This is a genomic window from bacterium (genome assembly GCA_036504735.1).
Taxonomy (GTDB): Bacteria; Electryoneota; RPQS01; order RPQS01; family RPQS01; genus DASXUQ01.
This window is the reverse complement of sequence record DASXUQ010000005.1, coordinates 882,773-899,841: the sequence shown is the minus strand read 5'-3', so window position 1 is coordinate 899,841 and position 17,069 is coordinate 882,773. Positions and strand designations below refer to the sequence as shown.

Sequence of the window (17,069 nt, the reverse complement as noted above, 5' to 3'; positions counted from 1 at the left end):
AGCATGGATCCAAGAAAAAATGAGATTCGTGTCGGTATTGCCGTCATCATTTCCATCGTCTTTCTGATCGGCGGGATTATGTGGGGCAAGGGCTACCGCCTGCGGTCCTCCCGCTATCACATTCAAGTCGTGTTCGATAACGTGGGCGGCCTCGAAAACGGCGCCAACGTGCTGGCCAACGGCGTGGTAAAGGGTAAGGTCACGCGCATCAGCCTGTCCGGCGGCAAAGTGTTTGTGGATGCCGCCATAGACAAGAGCGTCACGCTGTTTTCGGACTATCACGTTACGGTCGAGTCCCCGACGGTCATGGCGGGCAAGGCGCTGTCGCTGCTGCCGGGATCCAAACTTCCGCCGGCGGATATCACCATGCCCCTGAACGGCGACAATCCTGTGGGCATGACCGAAGCGGTGCACGTGTTTCAGGACATTGCCAACGACGTGCAGACGTCGCTGCGTGACTTGGATACCTTGCTGGTGAACCTGAATCGTGTGGCGGCGGACACCGTGACGCGCAAGGGTGTGACCACGCTGGTGAACAATGCGAGTGAAATTGCGCGTACGTCCAACGAGTGGCTGATGCAGAATCGCGAGCGTCTGACCAACACCGTGACACAAGCGGAAAGCACGCTGGTCGCGGTCAAGTCACTCTCGCAGAATGCCGCCGCCCGTCTGAACGGAACTCTCGGCGGTGTGGATTCCGTTACGGCGCAGATGGCGCATCTGACTCAGTCCGCGACGCAGACGTTGCGCCTGTTGAACGAGGGTCAAGGCACCCTCGGCAAGGTGCTTACCGACAGTTCTCTGTACGTGCGGTTGAACCGGACGCTGGAGCAGATTGACTCTCTGGCCGTCTCCATCCGGACCAAAGGTATGAAACAGCGGATCGTTCTTTTTTAGACTATGAATATTCCGCGTCTGCAATCACTTTTGGCCGTTGCGCGGGGAGACCGGCCGGCGGACCTCCTGCTGATCAATGGCCGCGTGGTGAACACGCTGTCCTATGAGATTGAGGAGCGCAGCGTGGCCGTCTTCGACGGCCTGATCGCAGGTATCGGCGACTATGAGGCCCGCGAGATCATCGATCTTGAGGGCCTTTTTCTTGCGCCGTCGCTGATCGACGGTCATATTCACATTGAGTCCAGCCTGCTCTCACCGTCCGAATTCACCCGCGCCGTAGTCCCACGGGGGACCGGCGCGGTGGTGTGCGACCCGCATGAAATCGCTAACGTGTGCGGCGAAGCGGGTATCCGCTACATGCTGGACGCGACCGATTCTGTGCCGCTGGATGTGTTCGTGATGCTGCCCTCCTGTGTTCCGGCGACGCATATGGAGACGTCGGGCGCGGATCTGGATGCCGAGCGGCTGCGGCCGTTTCTCTCCCATCCCCGTGTGCTTGGACTTGCTGAAGTGATGAATTTCCCCGGCGTGGTGTTCGGCGCCGAGGCGGTGCTGCGCAAGATCGCTCTGGCCGATGGCCGTCCGGTGGATGGGCATGCTCCCGCGGTGAGCGGCAAATGGTTGAACGCTTATGCGGCCGCGGGGATCGGAACCGATCATGAGAGCACGACCTTCGCGGAAGCTCAGGAGAAGTTGCGGCGCGGCATCGCGGTGTTCATCCGCGAAGGCTCCACGGCGCGCAATCTCGAAGCGTTGCTGCCGCTGGTCACTCCCGCCAATGCGCACCGCTTCGCGTTTGTTTCCGATGACCGCCACGCGGACGATCTGGTCAGTGAAGGCCACATGAATGCCACGCTGGCGAAGGCGGTGGCGCAGGGGCTTGATCCGGTTCTTGCATTGGCGATGGCGACGTCGCACACGGCGGCGATTTTCGGATTGAAAGCGATCGGGGCCATCACACCGGGCCGCCGCGCGAATCTTGCGGCCTTCGAAGATCTGGTATCTTTCCGCGCCGCGAAAGTATGGCGCGATGGAAAATTGATTGCGTCAAATGGCGCGCTGCTTGCCGATGTTCCGGTTGCCGATGCGAGTGCGGTGCTGGGCACGGTGAGGCTGCCGTCGCTGTCCGGCGCTGATTTGGCCGTTCCTTCGCAGGAAGGGCAGACGAATATCATTGACATTATTCCGGATCAGATCGTCACCGGACGTTCTGCGGCGCTGCTTCCCGTACGCAATGGGCAATGGCAGGCGGATGTGGGACAAGATATTGCCAAGTTGGTGGTGATCGAGCGTCACCGCCGCACCGGAAACATCGGCAAAGGATTTGTGCGCGGTCTGGGGCTGAAGCATGGCGCGCTGGCCTCGACGGTGGCGCACGATTCTCATAATCTGATTTGCGCGGGTATGAGCGATGCGGATATGCTCTGTGCCGCGCAGGTGCTGGGCGAGCAGGGGGGGGGCTGGGTGGTGGTTGCAGGAGAAAAGGTGCTGGCCCATTTGCCTTTGCCGCTGGCAGGATTGATGTCGGACCAGAGTGCGCCGGATGTGGTTCAGGCCGTGGAAAATCTGCACCGCGCCGCGCGGGAATTGGGATGTTCGCTCTCCGCGCCATTCATGGCGCTGTCGTTTCTTGCCCTGCCTGTAATCCCCCATCTCAAGCTCACCGACCTTGGTCTGATCGACGTGGACGCCTTCGCGCCGATTGATCTGGCAGTCTCCTGACCTTCAGGCGGCAGAGCGGACTGCCGTTCGGCACTACGGCAGATGTTTCAACGCCAGCGCCGCGAAGCGGACCCGGGTGCAGTGGTTACCCCTGCCTGCCTTGCATTTGCGTCTCAAATTTCGCATAATATAAAGTTAAGCCCATTTCTGTGGTTGGTGCCGCTCCGGTCTCCGTATCGGCTGGCGGCGCGTGGCTCTAATTTTGTTAACTCATTAATTTAAAAGAACTTTGCCGTTAATCACCCCCCGGACCTTTCGTGGAACCCGCGATTTCCTGCCATCGGAACTGCTGGGTCGCCGCCGCATACTGGAAGTTATAGAGGAGGCGTACCGCCGCTACGGTTTTCAGCCTCTCGAAACACCCGCCATCGAATATCTTGACATTCTCACGGGAAAAAGCGAGGAGAATGACAAGCTCATCTATGAAATCAAACGGGCGCGCGGTGACGAAGAGGAGACCGCCGAGTCCGCCATCGCGCTGCGCTATGATCTGACCGTGCCCTTGGCGCGGGTTGTGGCGCAGTATGCCGGCGAGCTTCCGAGGCCGTTCAAGCGGTATCAGATCCAACCGGTCTGGCGTGCCGACCGCCCGCAGCCGCGGCAAGGCCGTTTCCGCGAGTTCGTGCAATGCGATGCCGACATTGTCGGCACCGAATCGCTGCTGGCCGACGCGGAGATCGTGGCGCTGACCTATGAAGTGCTGCGGGATTTGGGGTTTGAGCAGTTCCATATCCGGCTTTCATCGCGCAAATTCCTGAAGGGGCTCGTGGTTGCCGCCACCGGTGATCCGGAAAAATTCTCATCCTTTTGCCGCGCGATTGACAAACTGGACAAAATTGGCTGGGACGGCGTGGCCGCAGAACTGGAGCAATCCGGTATTCCCGCCGCGACGGCGCAGGAAGTTTTGCGCAAGGTCGAGGCCGCTTTTGCAGCGTCCGACTTTGCGGAAGCCTTGGGATACCTGCAGGGCAATGCGGATGGCGAAGCAGGCGTGAAGGAGATCGAAGCCGTCTTTCATCAGGCGATCAATCTCGGCGTGCCACAGACCTTCATCAAATGTGATCCGTTTCTGGCGCGTGGTTTGGATTACTACACCGGTCCGATTTTCGAGAGCGTCTCGACGGAACTGCCGCATTTAGGATCTCTCTCCGGTGGCGGGCGGTATGATGGATTGGTGGGGACCTTCTCCAAAGAGAATTTCCCGGCGGTGGGAACGACGATTGGGCTGGATCGGATCCAGACGGCGCTGACGCAGCTAAATAAGTTCAAGACGCAGCCGTCCACCACGCAGGTGCTGGTATCGCGGTTCGATGCCGACGGCGTGTCCGAAGGCTTGAAGATCGCGGCGGAGTTGCGGCAGGCTGGGGTACGCGTGGAAATCTGGTACGACAATGACAAGATGAAGAAGCAGTTTGCCTTTGCCGACAAGCAGGGCATTCCGCTGGTGATCATCGCCGGACCTGATGAGCGCGCCGAGAACATGGCGGCCGTCAAAAACCTGAAGACGACCGAGCAGAAGAAAGTCGCTCGCGCGGCGCTGGTGGAAACCGTTCAGGCTTTGCTGCGTGATCTTCAGTGAACCGTTGATTCCCGGTACGCTGCTTCGACGCCACAAACGCTTCTTGGCGGAAGTGAAACTGGCGAGCGGCGAAATCGTGTGGGCGCACTGCCCGAATTCGGGGAGCATGAAGGGCTGCAATATTCCCGGCAACCCGGTGCTGATCAGCCATCATCCCAGCGACAAGCGCGTGCTGCAATACACGTGGGAAATGATCTCGATTGATAACGGCTGGGTGGGCGTCAACACCATGATCCCCAACCGCATCGCCGCCGAAGCATTCGAATCCGGTTTGATCCCCGCCTTCCGCCGCTATGCCGAATACCGCAGTGAAGTCAAGATCTCGGAAGACTCGCGGATTGATTTTGTGCTGGGCAAGCGCGGCCAGTGCATGGTGGAAGTCAAGAACGTCACGCTGGTAGAAAACGGCGTGGCACGATTTCCCGATTGCGTGAGCACCCGCGCCGCCAAGCATGTGCGCCACCTGATAGCCCACGTCGAAGCCGGCAATACCGCCGCCGTGCTATTTGTGATCCAGCACCACGCCGCCCGAGTATTTACTCCTGCCGATGATCTCGATCCCGAATTCGGCCGCATCCTGCGCGTGGCCGCCAAGACCGGTGTGAAGATCGAAGCCTGGAAGGCGGAGGTTTCACCGAAGGGGATTTGGTTGAAGGAAAGGGTGAAGGTGAATTTGTAAGGCCGGGGGGATGGGGGTCTGTTGGCACATACAAAGGTAAATAGCGTCTGCCTGACCAATGATGAACAAGCAAACAATGATAACTCACTGATCTACGATGCACGGTCCCATTAAACTTAATCTTGATCTTACCGGCGAACCGCAGCCGGAGCGCATCCCCACGGATGAGCAGACGCGCGGGCCGAAGGTATATATACGAACTTATGGCTGCCAGATGAACGTCGCGGATTCGCAGACCATCGAATCGCTGCTCGATGAAGCGGGGTTCCGGTTTGTAGACGCGGCGGAGAATGCGGATATTATTCTGGTCAACACCTGCATGGTCAGAGACAGCGCGGAGACGCGGGCGCTGGGGCAACTCGGCGATCTGGCGCGGCTCAAAAAGAAGAATCCGTGCGTGGTGATCGGCATCCTCGGCTGCGTGGCGCAGGCGCGAAAAAAAGAGATCCTCGACGAGAAACCGTTCGTGGATCTCGTGGTTGGGCCCGATGCTTACCGCAAGTTGCCGGTGCTGCTGGAAGAGAGGTTGATCTCACCACCGGGAACGCCGGGACTTTTGGAAGCCACGCTGCTGCGCGAAGAGCTGTACGACGATATTCTGCCCAAGCATCGCGGCGGCGTGACGGCCTTCGTGACGGTGATTCGCGGCTGCGACAAGTTCTGCACCTTCTGCATCGTTCCGCGCACGCGTGGCCGCGAACGCTCCCGCCCGCTGCCGTCCGTGCTGCGTGAAGTGGAAACGCTGGTGGAGCAGGGGGCAAAGGACATCATGCTGCTCGGGCAGAACGTGGATTCTTACCGCTGGGAAGGGCGCGGTTTTGCGCAGTGCCTGACCGCCGTGGCAGGAGTGCCCGGCCTGGAGCGCGTACGGTTCATGACGTCCCATCCGGCGGATATTTCGGATGAACTGCTCGACACGATGGCTGTGCACGAGAAGATCTGCCCGTTTCTGCATCTGCCGGTACAGGCGGGAAACAACCGCATCCTGCAGATGATGAACCGGCCTTACACGCGCGAGCGGTACCTCGAAATTATTGCTTCCGCGCGCAAGCGCATGCCGTATCTTGCGCTCTCCACGGATATTATCGTCGGCTTTCCCACCGAGACGGAAGCGGAATTCGAAGAGACGCTGGACATCGTGCGCGATGTGCGCTATGATACCGCGTTCACGTTCAAGTATTCTCCACGTCCCGGCACCCGGGCAGACAAGCTTGAGGACGATGTTCCCGAACCGGTGAAGGTGGCACGGCTGACGCGGCTGATCGAACTGCAGCAACAAATTGCCCACGAGCGCAATCAGGAACAGCTTGGCAGAGAGACCCGGATCCTGATTGAAGGACCGGCGCCCAAGGACGCGGCCATGTGGACAGGCCGCACACCCGATTACCGGCCCGTGGTGATCTCGCGCAACGGGGAGACCGTGGGAGACGTGATTGCCGTGCGCCTGACCGAACTGGTGGGGTTCACCTTCCGCGCCGAGCGCGTGGTCGTATCGTAGCGTCGCAAGACGCACCCGATTTTTCTTATCGCACTTTATACCCTTTGAGGAAAACCCTATGTGGATCCTCCGTTGGCTACTGCTCATCCTGGTCATGTTTTTTCTGGTTGGCTTCCTGTCGGAGAATGCCGATCAGATTGTGACCGTTAAGTTGCTGGGCAAGCCGTTTCCCGACGCGCCGCTTTCGTACGCGCTCTTCTTTGCCGGCCTGGCCGGGTATGTGTTGTGCTTGATTGTCGCGTTGATCAATCAGCTCCGGCTGCGCGGACAGATCGGCACGTTGCGCCGCAAGAACCGTGAACTGCAAATCGAACTGGACCGGCTGCGGAATTTCGCTCTCGAAGGCGACATTCCCGGCACATCCGTTGAACCGGAACCGGCCGACGGGGAGGACCTGCCATGACGGAATCCCTGCTGCTGCTGCTCATCGTGATTTTCGCGGCGGGCGGAGCTTTTTACTATCTGCAGCGCCGCGACCGCAACAAACCCACGCCGGTTACTCCGTATGCCGAGGGCTTGCGGGCCATGCTGGACGGCGACAATCCGCGCGCCATTCAGAAATTCCGCGACGTTGTGGCGCAGGATACGTCCAACGTGGATGCCTATCTGCGGCTTGGAGCGCTTTTTGCAAATTCTGGTGATGTCCCCCGAGCTATCAAGATTCACAAGTCCTTGACCTTCCGCGGGGATCTGATGGTCGCGCAAAAGGTCGAAATTTACCGCGCTCTGGCCAATGATTATCTGAAGGTTGGGGATCCGCAACGTGCCTTGGAAGCGATTGAACAGATTCTCTCGCTGGCCAAAAAGGACCGCTGGGGGCTGGACAAGAAGTCGGAGTTGCTGATTGCTCAGCAGGACTGGGCCGGAGCGTTCGACGCTGCGCACAAGCTTGCATACCAGGACGGCAAGGTGCCGTCGCGGCTGCTGGCGGTGCTGAAGGTGCAGGAAGGCATCAAGCTCTGCCAGTCCAAGAAAGAGCGCGATGGCCGCATTCAGTTCCGCGACGCCATCAAGTTCGACAACACGCTGATCGCGCCCTATCTGTATTGGGGCGATTCGTATATTCGCGAAGAGCGCACCGAAGACGCCGTGCGTATCTGGCGGCGGCTGCTCAGCGTCAATCCGGCACGCGCCCATCTGGTGTTCGACCGGCTCGAGTCGCACCTGTTTGATCTGGGCCGCTTCTCGGAAATCGAACAGATCTATCGCGCGTTGATTCGCAGCTACCCGCAGAATGTCCACGCGTATGCCGCGCTCGCGCGGTTCCTCGAAAAGCGCGGGGACGTGTCCGATGCGGTCGCCGTGCTGCAGGATGGTTTGCACCACAATCCCGACAGCCTATGGCTGCGCCGTCTGCTGGTTCAGGCCTACGGCGACGTCAATGACATGGGACACGTGATGGAACTGGCGCGGGATATTCTAAGCCGCGTGATGAAGACGCAATACGAGTTTTCCTGCTCAAATTGCGGGCATGTCGCCACGGAGCCTCTGTGGCTCTGTCCGCGCTGCAATAAACTGGATACCTTCAATGCGTAATCTGCGATGGGCCGTGGTTCTCCTGGCCTTTGCACTCCCGTTGTTCGCCGCCAAGTCCGCGCTCGATCTGATGCTCGAAGGCCGGTTTGGCGAAGCCCGGCAACTGATCGAGAAATCCAATCTCAGCCCGCGCTACGAGCTGCTGTATTTTGCCATGACCGAGGCCGATGCCGCGCGGGCGTGCTCGCTCTATCAGGTGATTGCCATCCGCTACCCCGGCAGCGATTGTGACAGCGTCTCCCGCGAGCGTCTGGATCAGGCGCGCACCATGGGTTTTACCGTGGTTCCCATTGCCGAATGGGCGCAAGCCCCAGCCGCCGCCACGCCACTCTTCTCGCAAAGAGCAGCCGTTGCCGAACCGGTGACACCCGCCACGCCGGGTAATGTTGCGCCACCTTCGCCGGTGGTCGCCGCGCCGGAACCCGTCAAACGGGATTCGGTTCCCGAGCCCAAGGCTCCTGAAGTTGCCGAAGTCAAGACTCCTGAAGCCGCCGAAGTCAAGCCGCCGGAACAGGCAGCGACTCCTGCGGCCAAAGAGGAAGCCCCTGCCACCGAGCAGGTTCCAGTGGTGTCCGATCAGCCGGCGCCCGTTTCCGCGCCAGTGCCGGTGCCGGAGCGGGAGACAATTGCTTCCACAAGCGTTCAACCCTTGAAGGAAAATTTGCAGCCGCACGATAAGCCCGTGGAGCCCGCGGCGGGCCACTGGTTTGTGCAGGTCGGCGCGTTTGCCAATTTCGACAACGCGCACAAGCTTTCGCTTGCCTTGCAGCAGGCGGGGTATTCGGTAAAGCTGGTGCCTCTTGAGGGCAAGACGAAACTGTTGCAAGTGCGCGTGGGGGGATACATGAAGCGCGCCGAGTTGAAGGCGGTCATGGCGCAGCTCAAACAGCAATTCAGCGTTCCCACAGCGGTGGTCAACGAATGACGGTCTCCTGACAGTCCGGATCGCCTTTCGATGCCGTCTCGTGCGCGAGGCGGCGTTTGGCGTTTTTGAAGACAAGGATGAAGGCGGAAGGATGACGGCGCGCTCGTTTCCTTTGCCTTCCGCTTCCTGCACTCGATTTCCTTCCTATTTCCAATTTCTAATTTTGAGTCTCCCCCATGTCCACTCCTATGCTGAAACAGTACCATGAGGTCAAAGCGTCCTATCCGGGTGCGGTGCTTTTTTTTCGTATGGGAGATTTCTTCGAAACGTTTTTTGAAGACGCCAAACTGGTTTCCGAAGTGCTCGGGCTGACTCTCACCCGCCGTAATCACGGCAAGGACGGCGATGTGCCGTTGGCCGGGTTTCCGCACCATCAACTCGAAAACTATCTGACTAAGATGACGCGCGCCGGCTACCGCGTAGCGGTGTGCGAGCAGGTGGAAGACCCGCGACACGCAACGGGCATCGTCAAGCGCGCGGTGACCGAAGTGGTTTCGGCGGGTACGACGTTTTCCGAAGCGGCGCTGGATGAAGCGCGCAACAACTATCTCGTTTCGGTCGTGCTCGACGGCGAGTTCGCCGGTCTGGCGTATGCGGACGTGACTACCGGAGAGTTTTTTACGGGTGTGCTGCCGCTGAGTGAACTGGCGGCGCGACTGTTTGCGCTGGAGCCTTCGGAAATTCTCTGCGCCGGAGATCAGCAGAGCGAATTGAAACCCAGCTTCGAGCGCACTAAGGCGGCCATCACGGTTCTGCCGCACTGGCAGTTCACCCCCGAAGCGTCGTCCCGCACGCTGACTGAGCACTTCGGAGTCTCCACGCTGCGGGGATTCGGCCTGTCCGGGCTTGATCTGGCGGTAGGCGCGGCGGGCGCGCTGGTGCATTACCTGCGCTCGAGCCTCGTCGACAGGCCGCCGGTGCTGCCCGATTTGCAGGTGTTCAGCACCACGCAGGAACTGGTGCTCGATCCGGCCACGCGGCGCAATCTGGAACTGGTGGAATCTCTGGCCGGAGAAGCCCGCGCCACGTTGTTCTCAGTGATGAACCGCTGCTGCACCGGCCCCGGTGCGCGGCTGCTCAGGCGCTGGCTGCTTTCGCCGCTGACGCATGTCGAGAGTATTCTCGAACGCCAGGCACGCGTGGCCTACCTGTATGAGCATCCGCTGCTCATCGGCTCGCTCGCCGATTGGCTGACCGGAACGGCGGACTTGCAGCGGTTACTGTCACGGTTGTCCACGCAGCGCTCTTCGCCGCGCGATGCCCTGGCGATGCGCAACGTGCTCGAAAAGCTGCCGCGCCTGCATGAGATTTTCAGCGAGCACCGGGACTCCCCGCTCGCGCCGCTGCTCGAGCCGCTGAAGCCGCAGGCGGATCTGGTGGAATTCCTGCGCAGTGTGCTCAGTGAGGAGCCGCCGCTTATGGTCGGAGATGGCCGCACGGTTCGCGCGGGCTATTCAACCGAACTGGATGAGCTGCGCGACATCAAGAAAAACGCCAGCCGCTGGATTCTCGATCACCAGATGGACGAGCGCGGCCGCACGGGCATTTCCTCGCTCAAGGTCGGCTACAACAAGGTGTTCGGCTATTACATCGAGATCACCAACCCGCACAAGGATAAAATCCCGGCCAATTACATCCGCAAGCAGACGCTGATCAACGCTGAGCGCTACGTCACTCCCGAACTGAAGGCGTGGGAGGAGAAGGTCCTCACCGCCGAAGAAAAGATCACCACGCTGGAAACGGAAATCTGGCAGCGCGTGCGCGAGGAGATTGTGTCACGCGCCGAAACCCTGTCGCGCATTGCCCGCGCCATTGCCGAATTGGATTCCACCCTCAGCCTGGCCCGCATTGCCCGCGAGCAGAACTACGTGCGGCCCGAAATCAACACCGGCAACCGGCTGAAGATTCTTCAGGGCCGCCATCCTGTGGTCGAATCGCTGTTGCCGGCGGGAACCGGTTTTGTGCCCAATGATCTCGATATCGGTGCGGAAAATTTTCAGATCATGATCCTCACCGGCCCGAACATGGCCGGAAAGTCCACCTTCCTGCGGCAGGCGGCGCTGATTGTGATCATGGCTCAAACCGGATCGTTCGTCCCGGCGCAGTCCGCCGAGATCGGCATCGTCGACCGCATCTTCACGCGCATCGGAGCGGGAGATAATCTGGCCTCCGGCGAGTCCACTTTCCTTGTGGAGATGACCGAGGTCGCCAATATTCTGCGCAATGCCACGCCCCGCTCGCTGGTGATCCTTGATGAAGTCGGTCGAGGCACCTCCACGTACGATGGTCTGTCTCTCGCTTGGGCGATAACGGAATATCTGCACGAAACGTCTGCGGTTTCGGCCAAAACCCTCTTTGCCACGCACTACCATGAGCTGAACCTGCTGGCCAGCCAGCTCCCCCGGGTGAACAATTATCGCGTCGAGGTAGAGGAGTGGGGAGATCGCGTCGTCTTTTTGCACCGCATTTCATCGGGCGAAACGGATCGCTCTTACGGTGTGGAAGTGGCTCGTCTGGCAGGACTTCCCACAAAAGTCGTGGAACGGGCACGAACGCTGCTGCCAACGTGGGAAGGTCAACAAAATAGTGCGCAATCGGCTCCGCCCGCTCCGGCTTACGAGAATGGCGCGATTCAGCTAACTCTATTTGAATCCGATACTCAGAAAGCCGCCGATGCCCTCCTTGCCCTGGACATGGAGCACTTAAGTCCTCGGGATGCGCTTAATAAACTATTCGAAATTAGAGAGATACTCATCGAAAATGGGATGCGCAAGACCCGAAAAAGACCTTGACTATCCCCTTGCTTTTCCTTATTTTTACAAGAACTAACGTCTTAGCGTGAAGGCTTTTTGCATGCCCCTTGCTGCGGCGGATCGCCGTCCGTCGGAAATTCTTTTGTAGCATCTTGATTTGGTACCCGAAATCGCTTCACACTGTGGAATGCGGATGGCTGTCTTTTTTCGATCCGCAGTACTCTGCCGGTCGTCTTTGACGATCTGGTGAAGCTCTTCTGCAAGGAGGGACATGTGACTTCACGGCGCGCTATCGTCCTCATGCTGATCCTTCTGGCGGCCACGTGGTCCTGCCGGACGGCATCCGCTCAGTTGGTGATCGGTCGTTACTCCGGAGAGTTTCTCTCTCTGGGCGCGGGAGCACGTGCCCTGGCGATGGGTGGTGCCGCGGTCGCCGCTCCGACGGCTTCCTCCGCTTCGTATTACAATCCTTCGGCCTTGGCCGGGATTCAGAAGCGGTATCTCGAGTTCATGCACGCGTCGCAGTTCGACAATCTTTACACGTACGATTATCTGTCCTTCGCCAAGCCCATGTCCAACGGCATGGCCGGCGCGCTGACCGCCATGTACACGCGGGTGGGAGACATTCCGGTTACCAAGCTGAATGATCCCAGTCAACCGCTGAGCGATAACAATCGCGTGCTGGTGGATCACAAGACCGGGGACAATGAACTGGCGTTGATGGCAGGCGTGGGACGGACCATCGGGTCCGGATGGCGCGCGGGCGCCAATGCCAAAGTGCTTTTCAAAAATGTTGCGGGAGAATCCGCGGGCGGTCTGGGTTTCGACGTCGGTTTTGGCCGCACGCTGCTGCCCGGCTTCGATGCCGGTCTGGCCGTTCATGATCTGACCACCAGCATTCTGGCCTGGAGCACCGGACGCACGGAGGCGATTCTTCCCTCGGCGGTGCTCGGCGGAGCGTATGCGGCGGACCTCAAGTCCGTCAATGCCAAGCTGACGCTGGCCGGAGACCTCGAAAGCCATTTCGAATCGCGCGGCGAAGCGGAAAAGATCAGCGCCGGACCACTCACGGTGCAGCCGCACGTCGGCGCGGAATATCTGATTTCCAATACCGTCGCCCTGCGCGGCGGCTACAACGGCGATGCGATTACCTATGGCGCGGGCATCCGCTTTTCCTGGCTGAATGTCAACGCCGCTTTTCAGAATCACAATGATCTCGGTTTCTCGCACCGCATTTCAGTCGGTATTGTCTGGTAGAATCTTTTGAACCCTATAGCACATCCAAATCCCGTCCCATGATCTATTCCATGACAGGTTACGGGCGGGGAGAAGCGTCCGCCGAAGGCTTCCGCATTATCGCCGAAGCGCGCACGCTCAATAACCGCTTTTTCGATTTCAGTCTCCGTGCTTCCCGCAGTTTGCAGAACTTCGAAGGCGACGTGCGCGAACTGTGCCGCGGCAGAATTCAGCGCGGCAAGCTCAATCTGAATCTCACCGAGATCCGCACCGCCGATGCGCCGTCCGCCGCCAGGCTCGACTTCGCCGCCGCTCAGAAACTCGCCGGTGAACTGAACAAGCTCACGGACAACCTGAAACTCATCGGCGGCGTCACGCTGGAGCATCTCCTGCACTTCCCCGAACTGCTCGTGCAGGTGGAAGACCCGCAGGTCAGCGAACTGCTGCTGAAACTTTCCAAGGAAGCCACCGATGCGGCGATGACCGATCTGATGCGCATGCGGGAACTGGAAGGCCGGAACCTGGCCGCGGACATGATCGAGCGGGTGGGCGAAATCGAAAAGGCGCTGCTGGAGATCGAGAAGATCCAGACCGACGTCCCGAGCCGTGCGCATGAAAAACTGCGTGAACGGATCAAGAAACTGACTCTGCCGCAGGCCTATGATGAGTACCGGCTGGAGATGGAAATGGCGATTCTCGCCGACCGTCTCGACATCACCGAAGAGTGCGTGCGCCTGAAGGGCCACATCGAAGCGTTTCGCCGCACCCTGCGCTCCCCCGAGGGAGTGGCCGGCAAACGGCTGGAGTTCCTGCTGCAGGAAATGCACCGCGAAGCCAACACCATCGGTTCCAAAACGTCGAGTCTTGAAATCTCTCATCTGGGCGTGCGCATGCGCGAGGAGATCGAACGCCTGCGCGAGCAGGTGCAGAACCTTGAGTAAGGGCCGTCTGATCGTCTTTGCCGCTCCCGCGGGCGGGGGCAAGAGCACCGTCATTGGCCGCCTGCGTACGGCCCATCCGGATTGGGGATTTTCCATCAGCGCCACCACGCGCCGGCCCCGGCCCGGAGAAACGGACGGCAAGGAATATTATTTTTTGACCCGCGAGGAATTCCTGCGGCGCGTGGCGGCAGACGAATTTCTCGAGCATGAAGATGTGCACGGCGAGCTGTACGGCACGCTGATCGCTCCGACCCGCGAGCGCCTGAACCGGGGCGAGACCGTGATCTTCGATCTCGACGTCAAAGGCGCACTGAACCTGAAGGCGCACTTTCCTGAAGCGCTGAGCATTTTCCTCCTGCCGCCCTCCCGTGAGGTGCTGCGGCAGAGGCTGGTAGCCCGCAAGACCGAAACCCCGGAGCTGGTGGAGCGCCGTCTGGCTCGCGCCGATATGGAACTGGCCCTCGCCCCGCGTTTCGACGTGAGTATCGTCAACGATCAGCTTGACCGGACCGTCACCGACACTGAGCAGGCCATTGTTCGCTACTTCGCGCCGGATGCGCGTCCCGAAACCTTGAATTGAACAAACCACAATAGAAATGACCATGAGAGCAGAAGAGTACTTTCCCGAAGATTTCCTTGAAGGCGCCCTTAACATTTATGAAGCGGTGCTGGTAATCGCTAAGCGTGGACGCCAGGTCGGCGAGTTGCAGAAGCGCCTGATTGACCGCCACCTTGGGCAGACGGAAATGCTGGAGCAGGCTGCGGCCCGAGCGCGCGCGGAAGAATCCGACGACGCCGCTCCGCCCGAACCCGTGGAGCACATCAACCGTCCCGTGCCCAAGTTCGTCAAGCCGGTCGTGCTCTCTATGGCTGAAATGAAAGAGAAGAAAATTGAATTCTACTATGAAGGGTAATCCCCCTTCGCGCCCGGGCGTGAAGCCGGGACCGGAACTGAACGGCCGAAAGATATTGCTGGGCGTATGCGGGGGCATCGCCGCCTATAAGGCGGTCGAACTGACCCGGATGTTTGTCAAACAGGGTGCGCGGGTACAGGTTGTCATGACCTCCGCCGCCGAGAAGTTTGTCGCGCCGCTGACCTTCGAAACGATCACCGGACGGCACGTCTTTATCGAGATGTTTCCCGATCACGGCGACTTCTCGCCGTGGCATACGGAGATGGCCACGTGGCCGGATCTGGCCGTCATCGCTCCCGCCACCGCCAATCACATGGCGCGCCTGGCGGCGGGCTTTGCCGACGATCTGCTCACCACCATTATGCTCACGCTGGATCGTCCGCGCCTGCTCTGCCCGGCGATGAACCATCGCATGTGGGCAAACCCGGCCACGCAGGATAATCTGGCGGTGCTCAAGCGCCGTGGGTTCCGCTTCGTAATGCCCGAAGAGGGCCAGATGGCCCGGCCCGGCGAAGAAGACGGCATTGGCCGCCTCGCCGATCTCGACTCCATTTTCCGCGAAGTGAGTCACATGCTCTCCGCTCCGCAGGACCTGCGCGGCGTGCGTGTGCTCGTGACCGGCGGACGCACCGAAGAATCGTGGGATCCCGTCCGCGTGCTCACCAATCGCTCCACCGGTCGCATGGGCTTTGCCCTGGCCGAAGAAGCCCGTGAACGCGGCGCCGACGTGGTGCTGATTCACGGCCCGACCGACGTCATTCCGCCCACCGGAGTACGGCTGCGCCGCGTGACCACCGCCGCCGAAATGGCCAGCGCGGTCAAACAGGAATATGCGCAGTCCAAGGTGGTGCTGATGGCCGCCGCCGTCGCCGATTATACCTTTGCCAAGACGGCCGAGCACAAGATCAAGAAGGGCGAGCCTTCGCCTGAGATCCAGCTCGTTGCCACGGAAGACATTCTCAAAAGTCTGGCCGAGAAGAAGAACGACCGCATCGTGGTGGGATTTGCCCTCGAGACCGAAAATCTGCTGGAAAACGCGCTGAAGAAGCTACGTGACAAGCATCTCGATATCGTGGTGGCCAACAATCCACTCGCTCAGGGCAGCGGGTTTGCGGTCGAGACCAATCAGGTCCTGATTATTCACCGCACGGGACGTGTCACCGAATTGCCGCTGCAATCGAAACGGGAAGCCGCGCGCGACATCCTGAATGCGGTCATCGAAATTTACCGCAACCCCGAGCCTGAACCCGAACCGGAAGAAGTGCTGCTGCTCGATGAGGAAGAGGATCTGGGTGGTCTGAATCTCGATGGTCTGGAGATCGACGAAGACGCCGCGCTCGAGGAGCGTTTCTCCCCGCAGCAGCCCGCGCCCGCTCACGGTCAGCCGTCCGGCCAGCCGTTCCCGCAGGGGGATCGCAACAGCCGCCGGCACAAAAAGCATCGTGATCGCGACCGTGATCGCGACCGCAACAAGCCGCACGGTCCTGTGCCTCAACCCGCACCGCGTCCGCAGGAAACCGTCGCCGCGCATGCGCCTGCTCCGGTTGTGGAGCATGCTCCCGTACCCGAGTCGCAGCCTGTACGTCCGCCTGTTCGCCCGCCGGTTCCCACACCCGTCCGCCAGAATGTTCCCGAGCGTGTGGCGCCGCCGGTTGCTGCCGAGAGTGCTCGCGTTTCGGTTGCCGAAACCGCCACGGATCTTCCGGGTTCAAGTATAGATAGCCCGGCGGAACTGCCGTTCCCCAACAGCGGAACTCCCATTCCGGGAGCGCCCGGCACAAAGAAGTCCCGTGGCCGTCGCGGAGGCCGCCGCGCTCAGCGCGCCCGTGCCAAGCGTCAGGCGGCAGTGGGTGGAGAACAGCCTGTGAATGAGTCTGGCGCCGTTCAGGAATCGCCGGTCATAGCTGCTCCCCAGCCCGTCGCTGTGGCTCCTGAGCCGCCGGTTCGTACGCCTGCGCCTGCTCGCCCGCCGGTACCTGCTCGCAAGCCCGCGCCTGCACCGAGGCCACCAGCCGCACGCAGGCCGGAACCTGCGCGTACACCTGAACCCATTCGGGGTGCGGAACCTGCGCGTGAACCGGAACCTGTTCACACGCCCGAGCCGACTCGCGCTATCGAGCCCGCACCGGTAATGGCACCGCCTCCTGCGCCGGCAGTAAGGCCGGAACAACCGTCACAGCCCGTTGCAGTTGCCGAAGCCGCTCCCGTAGCAAAAGCAAAGCCGAAACGGGCGAAACGCACTCCTGCTGCAGCTCCCGCTCCGGCAGACCCAGCGGCCGCTCCCGCTCCTGTTCCCCGCCGTAAACCTGCCGCCAAGAAAGTGGCGAAGGTGAAGGTACGGGTCGCGGCGGAGAATCCCGATAACGAAATTATTCCGGACGACGAGTAG

Annotated in this window: 14 protein-coding genes; all 14 read left to right on the top strand. The window is 60.4% G+C overall.

All coding sequences use genetic code 11. The features are described 5' to 3' along the window. The first annotated feature begins 3 nt into the window (after positions 1 to 3). The 14 genes from VGL38_05495 (at position 4) to coaBC (ending at position 17,069) form a co-directional block, all read left to right on the top strand. Positions 4 to 897, top strand: a complete 894-nt coding sequence (locus VGL38_05495) for an MlaD family protein (protein ID HEY3294870.1) — start codon at positions 4 to 6, stop codon at positions 895 to 897. Positions 898 to 900: 3 nt separating this feature from the next. Continuing rightward, a complete protein-coding gene (gene ade, locus VGL38_05490; GenBank protein HEY3294869.1) occupies positions 901 to 2,619 on the top strand; it encodes an adenine deaminase in 1,719 nt (572 codons plus the stop codon). Positions 2,620 to 2,848: 229 nt separating this feature from the next. Beyond that, complete coding sequence (gene hisS, locus VGL38_05485; protein HEY3294868.1) at positions 2,849 to 4,198, top strand: histidine--tRNA ligase; 1,350 nt, start codon at positions 2,849 to 2,851, stop codon at positions 4,196 to 4,198. Then, the gene (gene sfsA / locus VGL38_05480; protein ID HEY3294867.1) at positions 4,185 to 4,877 is read left to right on the top strand and encodes a DNA/RNA nuclease SfsA; all 693 of its coding nucleotides are present in this window, start codon (positions 4,185 to 4,187) and stop codon (positions 4,875 to 4,877) included. The genes hisS and sfsA overlap by 14 nt, the downstream gene beginning before the upstream one ends. A gap of 97 nt (positions 4,878 to 4,974) precedes the next feature. Continuing rightward, a complete protein-coding gene (gene miaB / locus VGL38_05475) occupies positions 4,975 to 6,375 on the top strand; it encodes a tRNA (N6-isopentenyl adenosine(37)-C2)-methylthiotransferase MiaB (GenBank protein HEY3294866.1) in 1,401 nt (466 codons plus the stop codon). Between the two features lie 58 nt (positions 6,376 to 6,433). Beyond that, the gene (locus tag VGL38_05470) at positions 6,434 to 6,778 is read left to right on the top strand and encodes a LapA family protein (GenBank protein HEY3294865.1); all 345 of its coding nucleotides are present in this window, start codon (positions 6,434 to 6,436) and stop codon (positions 6,776 to 6,778) included. After that, a complete protein-coding gene (locus tag VGL38_05465) occupies positions 6,775 to 7,911 on the top strand; it encodes a tetratricopeptide repeat protein (GenBank protein HEY3294864.1) in 1,137 nt (378 codons plus the stop codon). Before VGL38_05470 ends, VGL38_05465 begins: the two co-directional genes overlap by 4 nt. Beyond that, positions 7,904 to 8,836, top strand: coding sequence for an SPOR domain-containing protein (locus tag VGL38_05460; GenBank protein HEY3294863.1), 933 nt, complete (start codon positions 7,904 to 7,906; stop codon positions 8,834 to 8,836). The genes VGL38_05465 and VGL38_05460 overlap by 8 nt, the downstream gene beginning before the upstream one ends. Positions 8,837 to 9,012: 176 nt before the next feature. Next, a complete protein-coding gene (gene mutS, locus VGL38_05455) occupies positions 9,013 to 11,628 on the top strand; it encodes a DNA mismatch repair protein MutS (protein HEY3294862.1) in 2,616 nt (871 codons plus the stop codon). Positions 11,629 to 11,862: 234 nt separating this feature from the next. After that, positions 11,863 to 12,846: a PorV/PorQ family protein gene (locus tag VGL38_05450; GenBank protein HEY3294861.1), complete on the top strand. Its 984-nt coding sequence runs from the start codon at positions 11,863 to 11,865 to the stop codon at positions 12,844 to 12,846. Between the two features lie 50 nt (positions 12,847 to 12,896). After that, a complete protein-coding gene (locus VGL38_05445; protein ID HEY3294860.1) occupies positions 12,897 to 13,766 on the top strand; it encodes a YicC/YloC family endoribonuclease in 870 nt (289 codons plus the stop codon). Then, positions 13,759 to 14,346 carry a guanylate kinase gene (gene gmk, locus VGL38_05440; GenBank protein HEY3294859.1) on the top strand — a complete coding sequence of 196 codons (588 nt, stop codon included), beginning with the start codon at positions 13,759 to 13,761 and terminating at the stop codon, positions 14,344 to 14,346. The genes VGL38_05445 and gmk overlap by 8 nt, the downstream gene beginning before the upstream one ends. Positions 14,347 to 14,368: 22 nt before the next feature. Further along, the gene (locus tag VGL38_05435; protein ID HEY3294858.1) at positions 14,369 to 14,680 is read left to right on the top strand and encodes a hypothetical protein; all 312 of its coding nucleotides are present in this window, start codon (positions 14,369 to 14,371) and stop codon (positions 14,678 to 14,680) included. Beyond that, positions 14,658 to 17,069, top strand: a complete 2,412-nt coding sequence (gene coaBC, locus VGL38_05430; protein ID HEY3294857.1) for a bifunctional phosphopantothenoylcysteine decarboxylase/phosphopantothenate--cysteine ligase CoaBC — start codon at positions 14,658 to 14,660, stop codon at positions 17,067 to 17,069. Before VGL38_05435 ends, coaBC begins: the two co-directional genes overlap by 23 nt.

What these genes read in the sequence shown, in the direction of transcription:
- VGL38_05465 (HEY3294864.1), top strand. Translation starts at nt 6,775, where the DNA reads ATGACGGAATCCCTGCTGCTGCTGCTCATCGTGATTTTCGCGGCGGGC.
- VGL38_05435 (HEY3294858.1), top strand. Translation starts at nt 14,369, where the DNA reads ATGAGAGCAGAAGAGTACTTTCCCGAAGATTTCCTTGAAGGCGCCCTT.
- VGL38_05445 (HEY3294860.1), top strand. Translation starts at nt 12,897, where the DNA reads ATGACAGGTTACGGGCGGGGAGAAGCGTCCGCCGAAGGCTTCCGCATT.
- miaB (HEY3294866.1), top strand. Translation starts at nt 4,975, where the DNA reads ATGCACGGTCCCATTAAACTTAATCTTGATCTTACCGGCGAACCGCAG.
- VGL38_05470 (HEY3294865.1), top strand. Translation starts at nt 6,434, where the DNA reads ATGTGGATCCTCCGTTGGCTACTGCTCATCCTGGTCATGTTTTTTCTG.
- VGL38_05460 (HEY3294863.1), top strand. Translation starts at nt 7,904, where the DNA reads ATGCGTAATCTGCGATGGGCCGTGGTTCTCCTGGCCTTTGCACTCCCG.
- VGL38_05495 (HEY3294870.1), top strand. Translation starts at nt 4, where the DNA reads ATGGATCCAAGAAAAAATGAGATTCGTGTCGGTATTGCCGTCATCATT.
- ade (HEY3294869.1), top strand. Translation starts at nt 901, where the DNA reads ATGAATATTCCGCGTCTGCAATCACTTTTGGCCGTTGCGCGGGGAGAC.
- mutS (HEY3294862.1), top strand. Translation starts at nt 9,013, where the DNA reads ATGTCCACTCCTATGCTGAAACAGTACCATGAGGTCAAAGCGTCCTAT.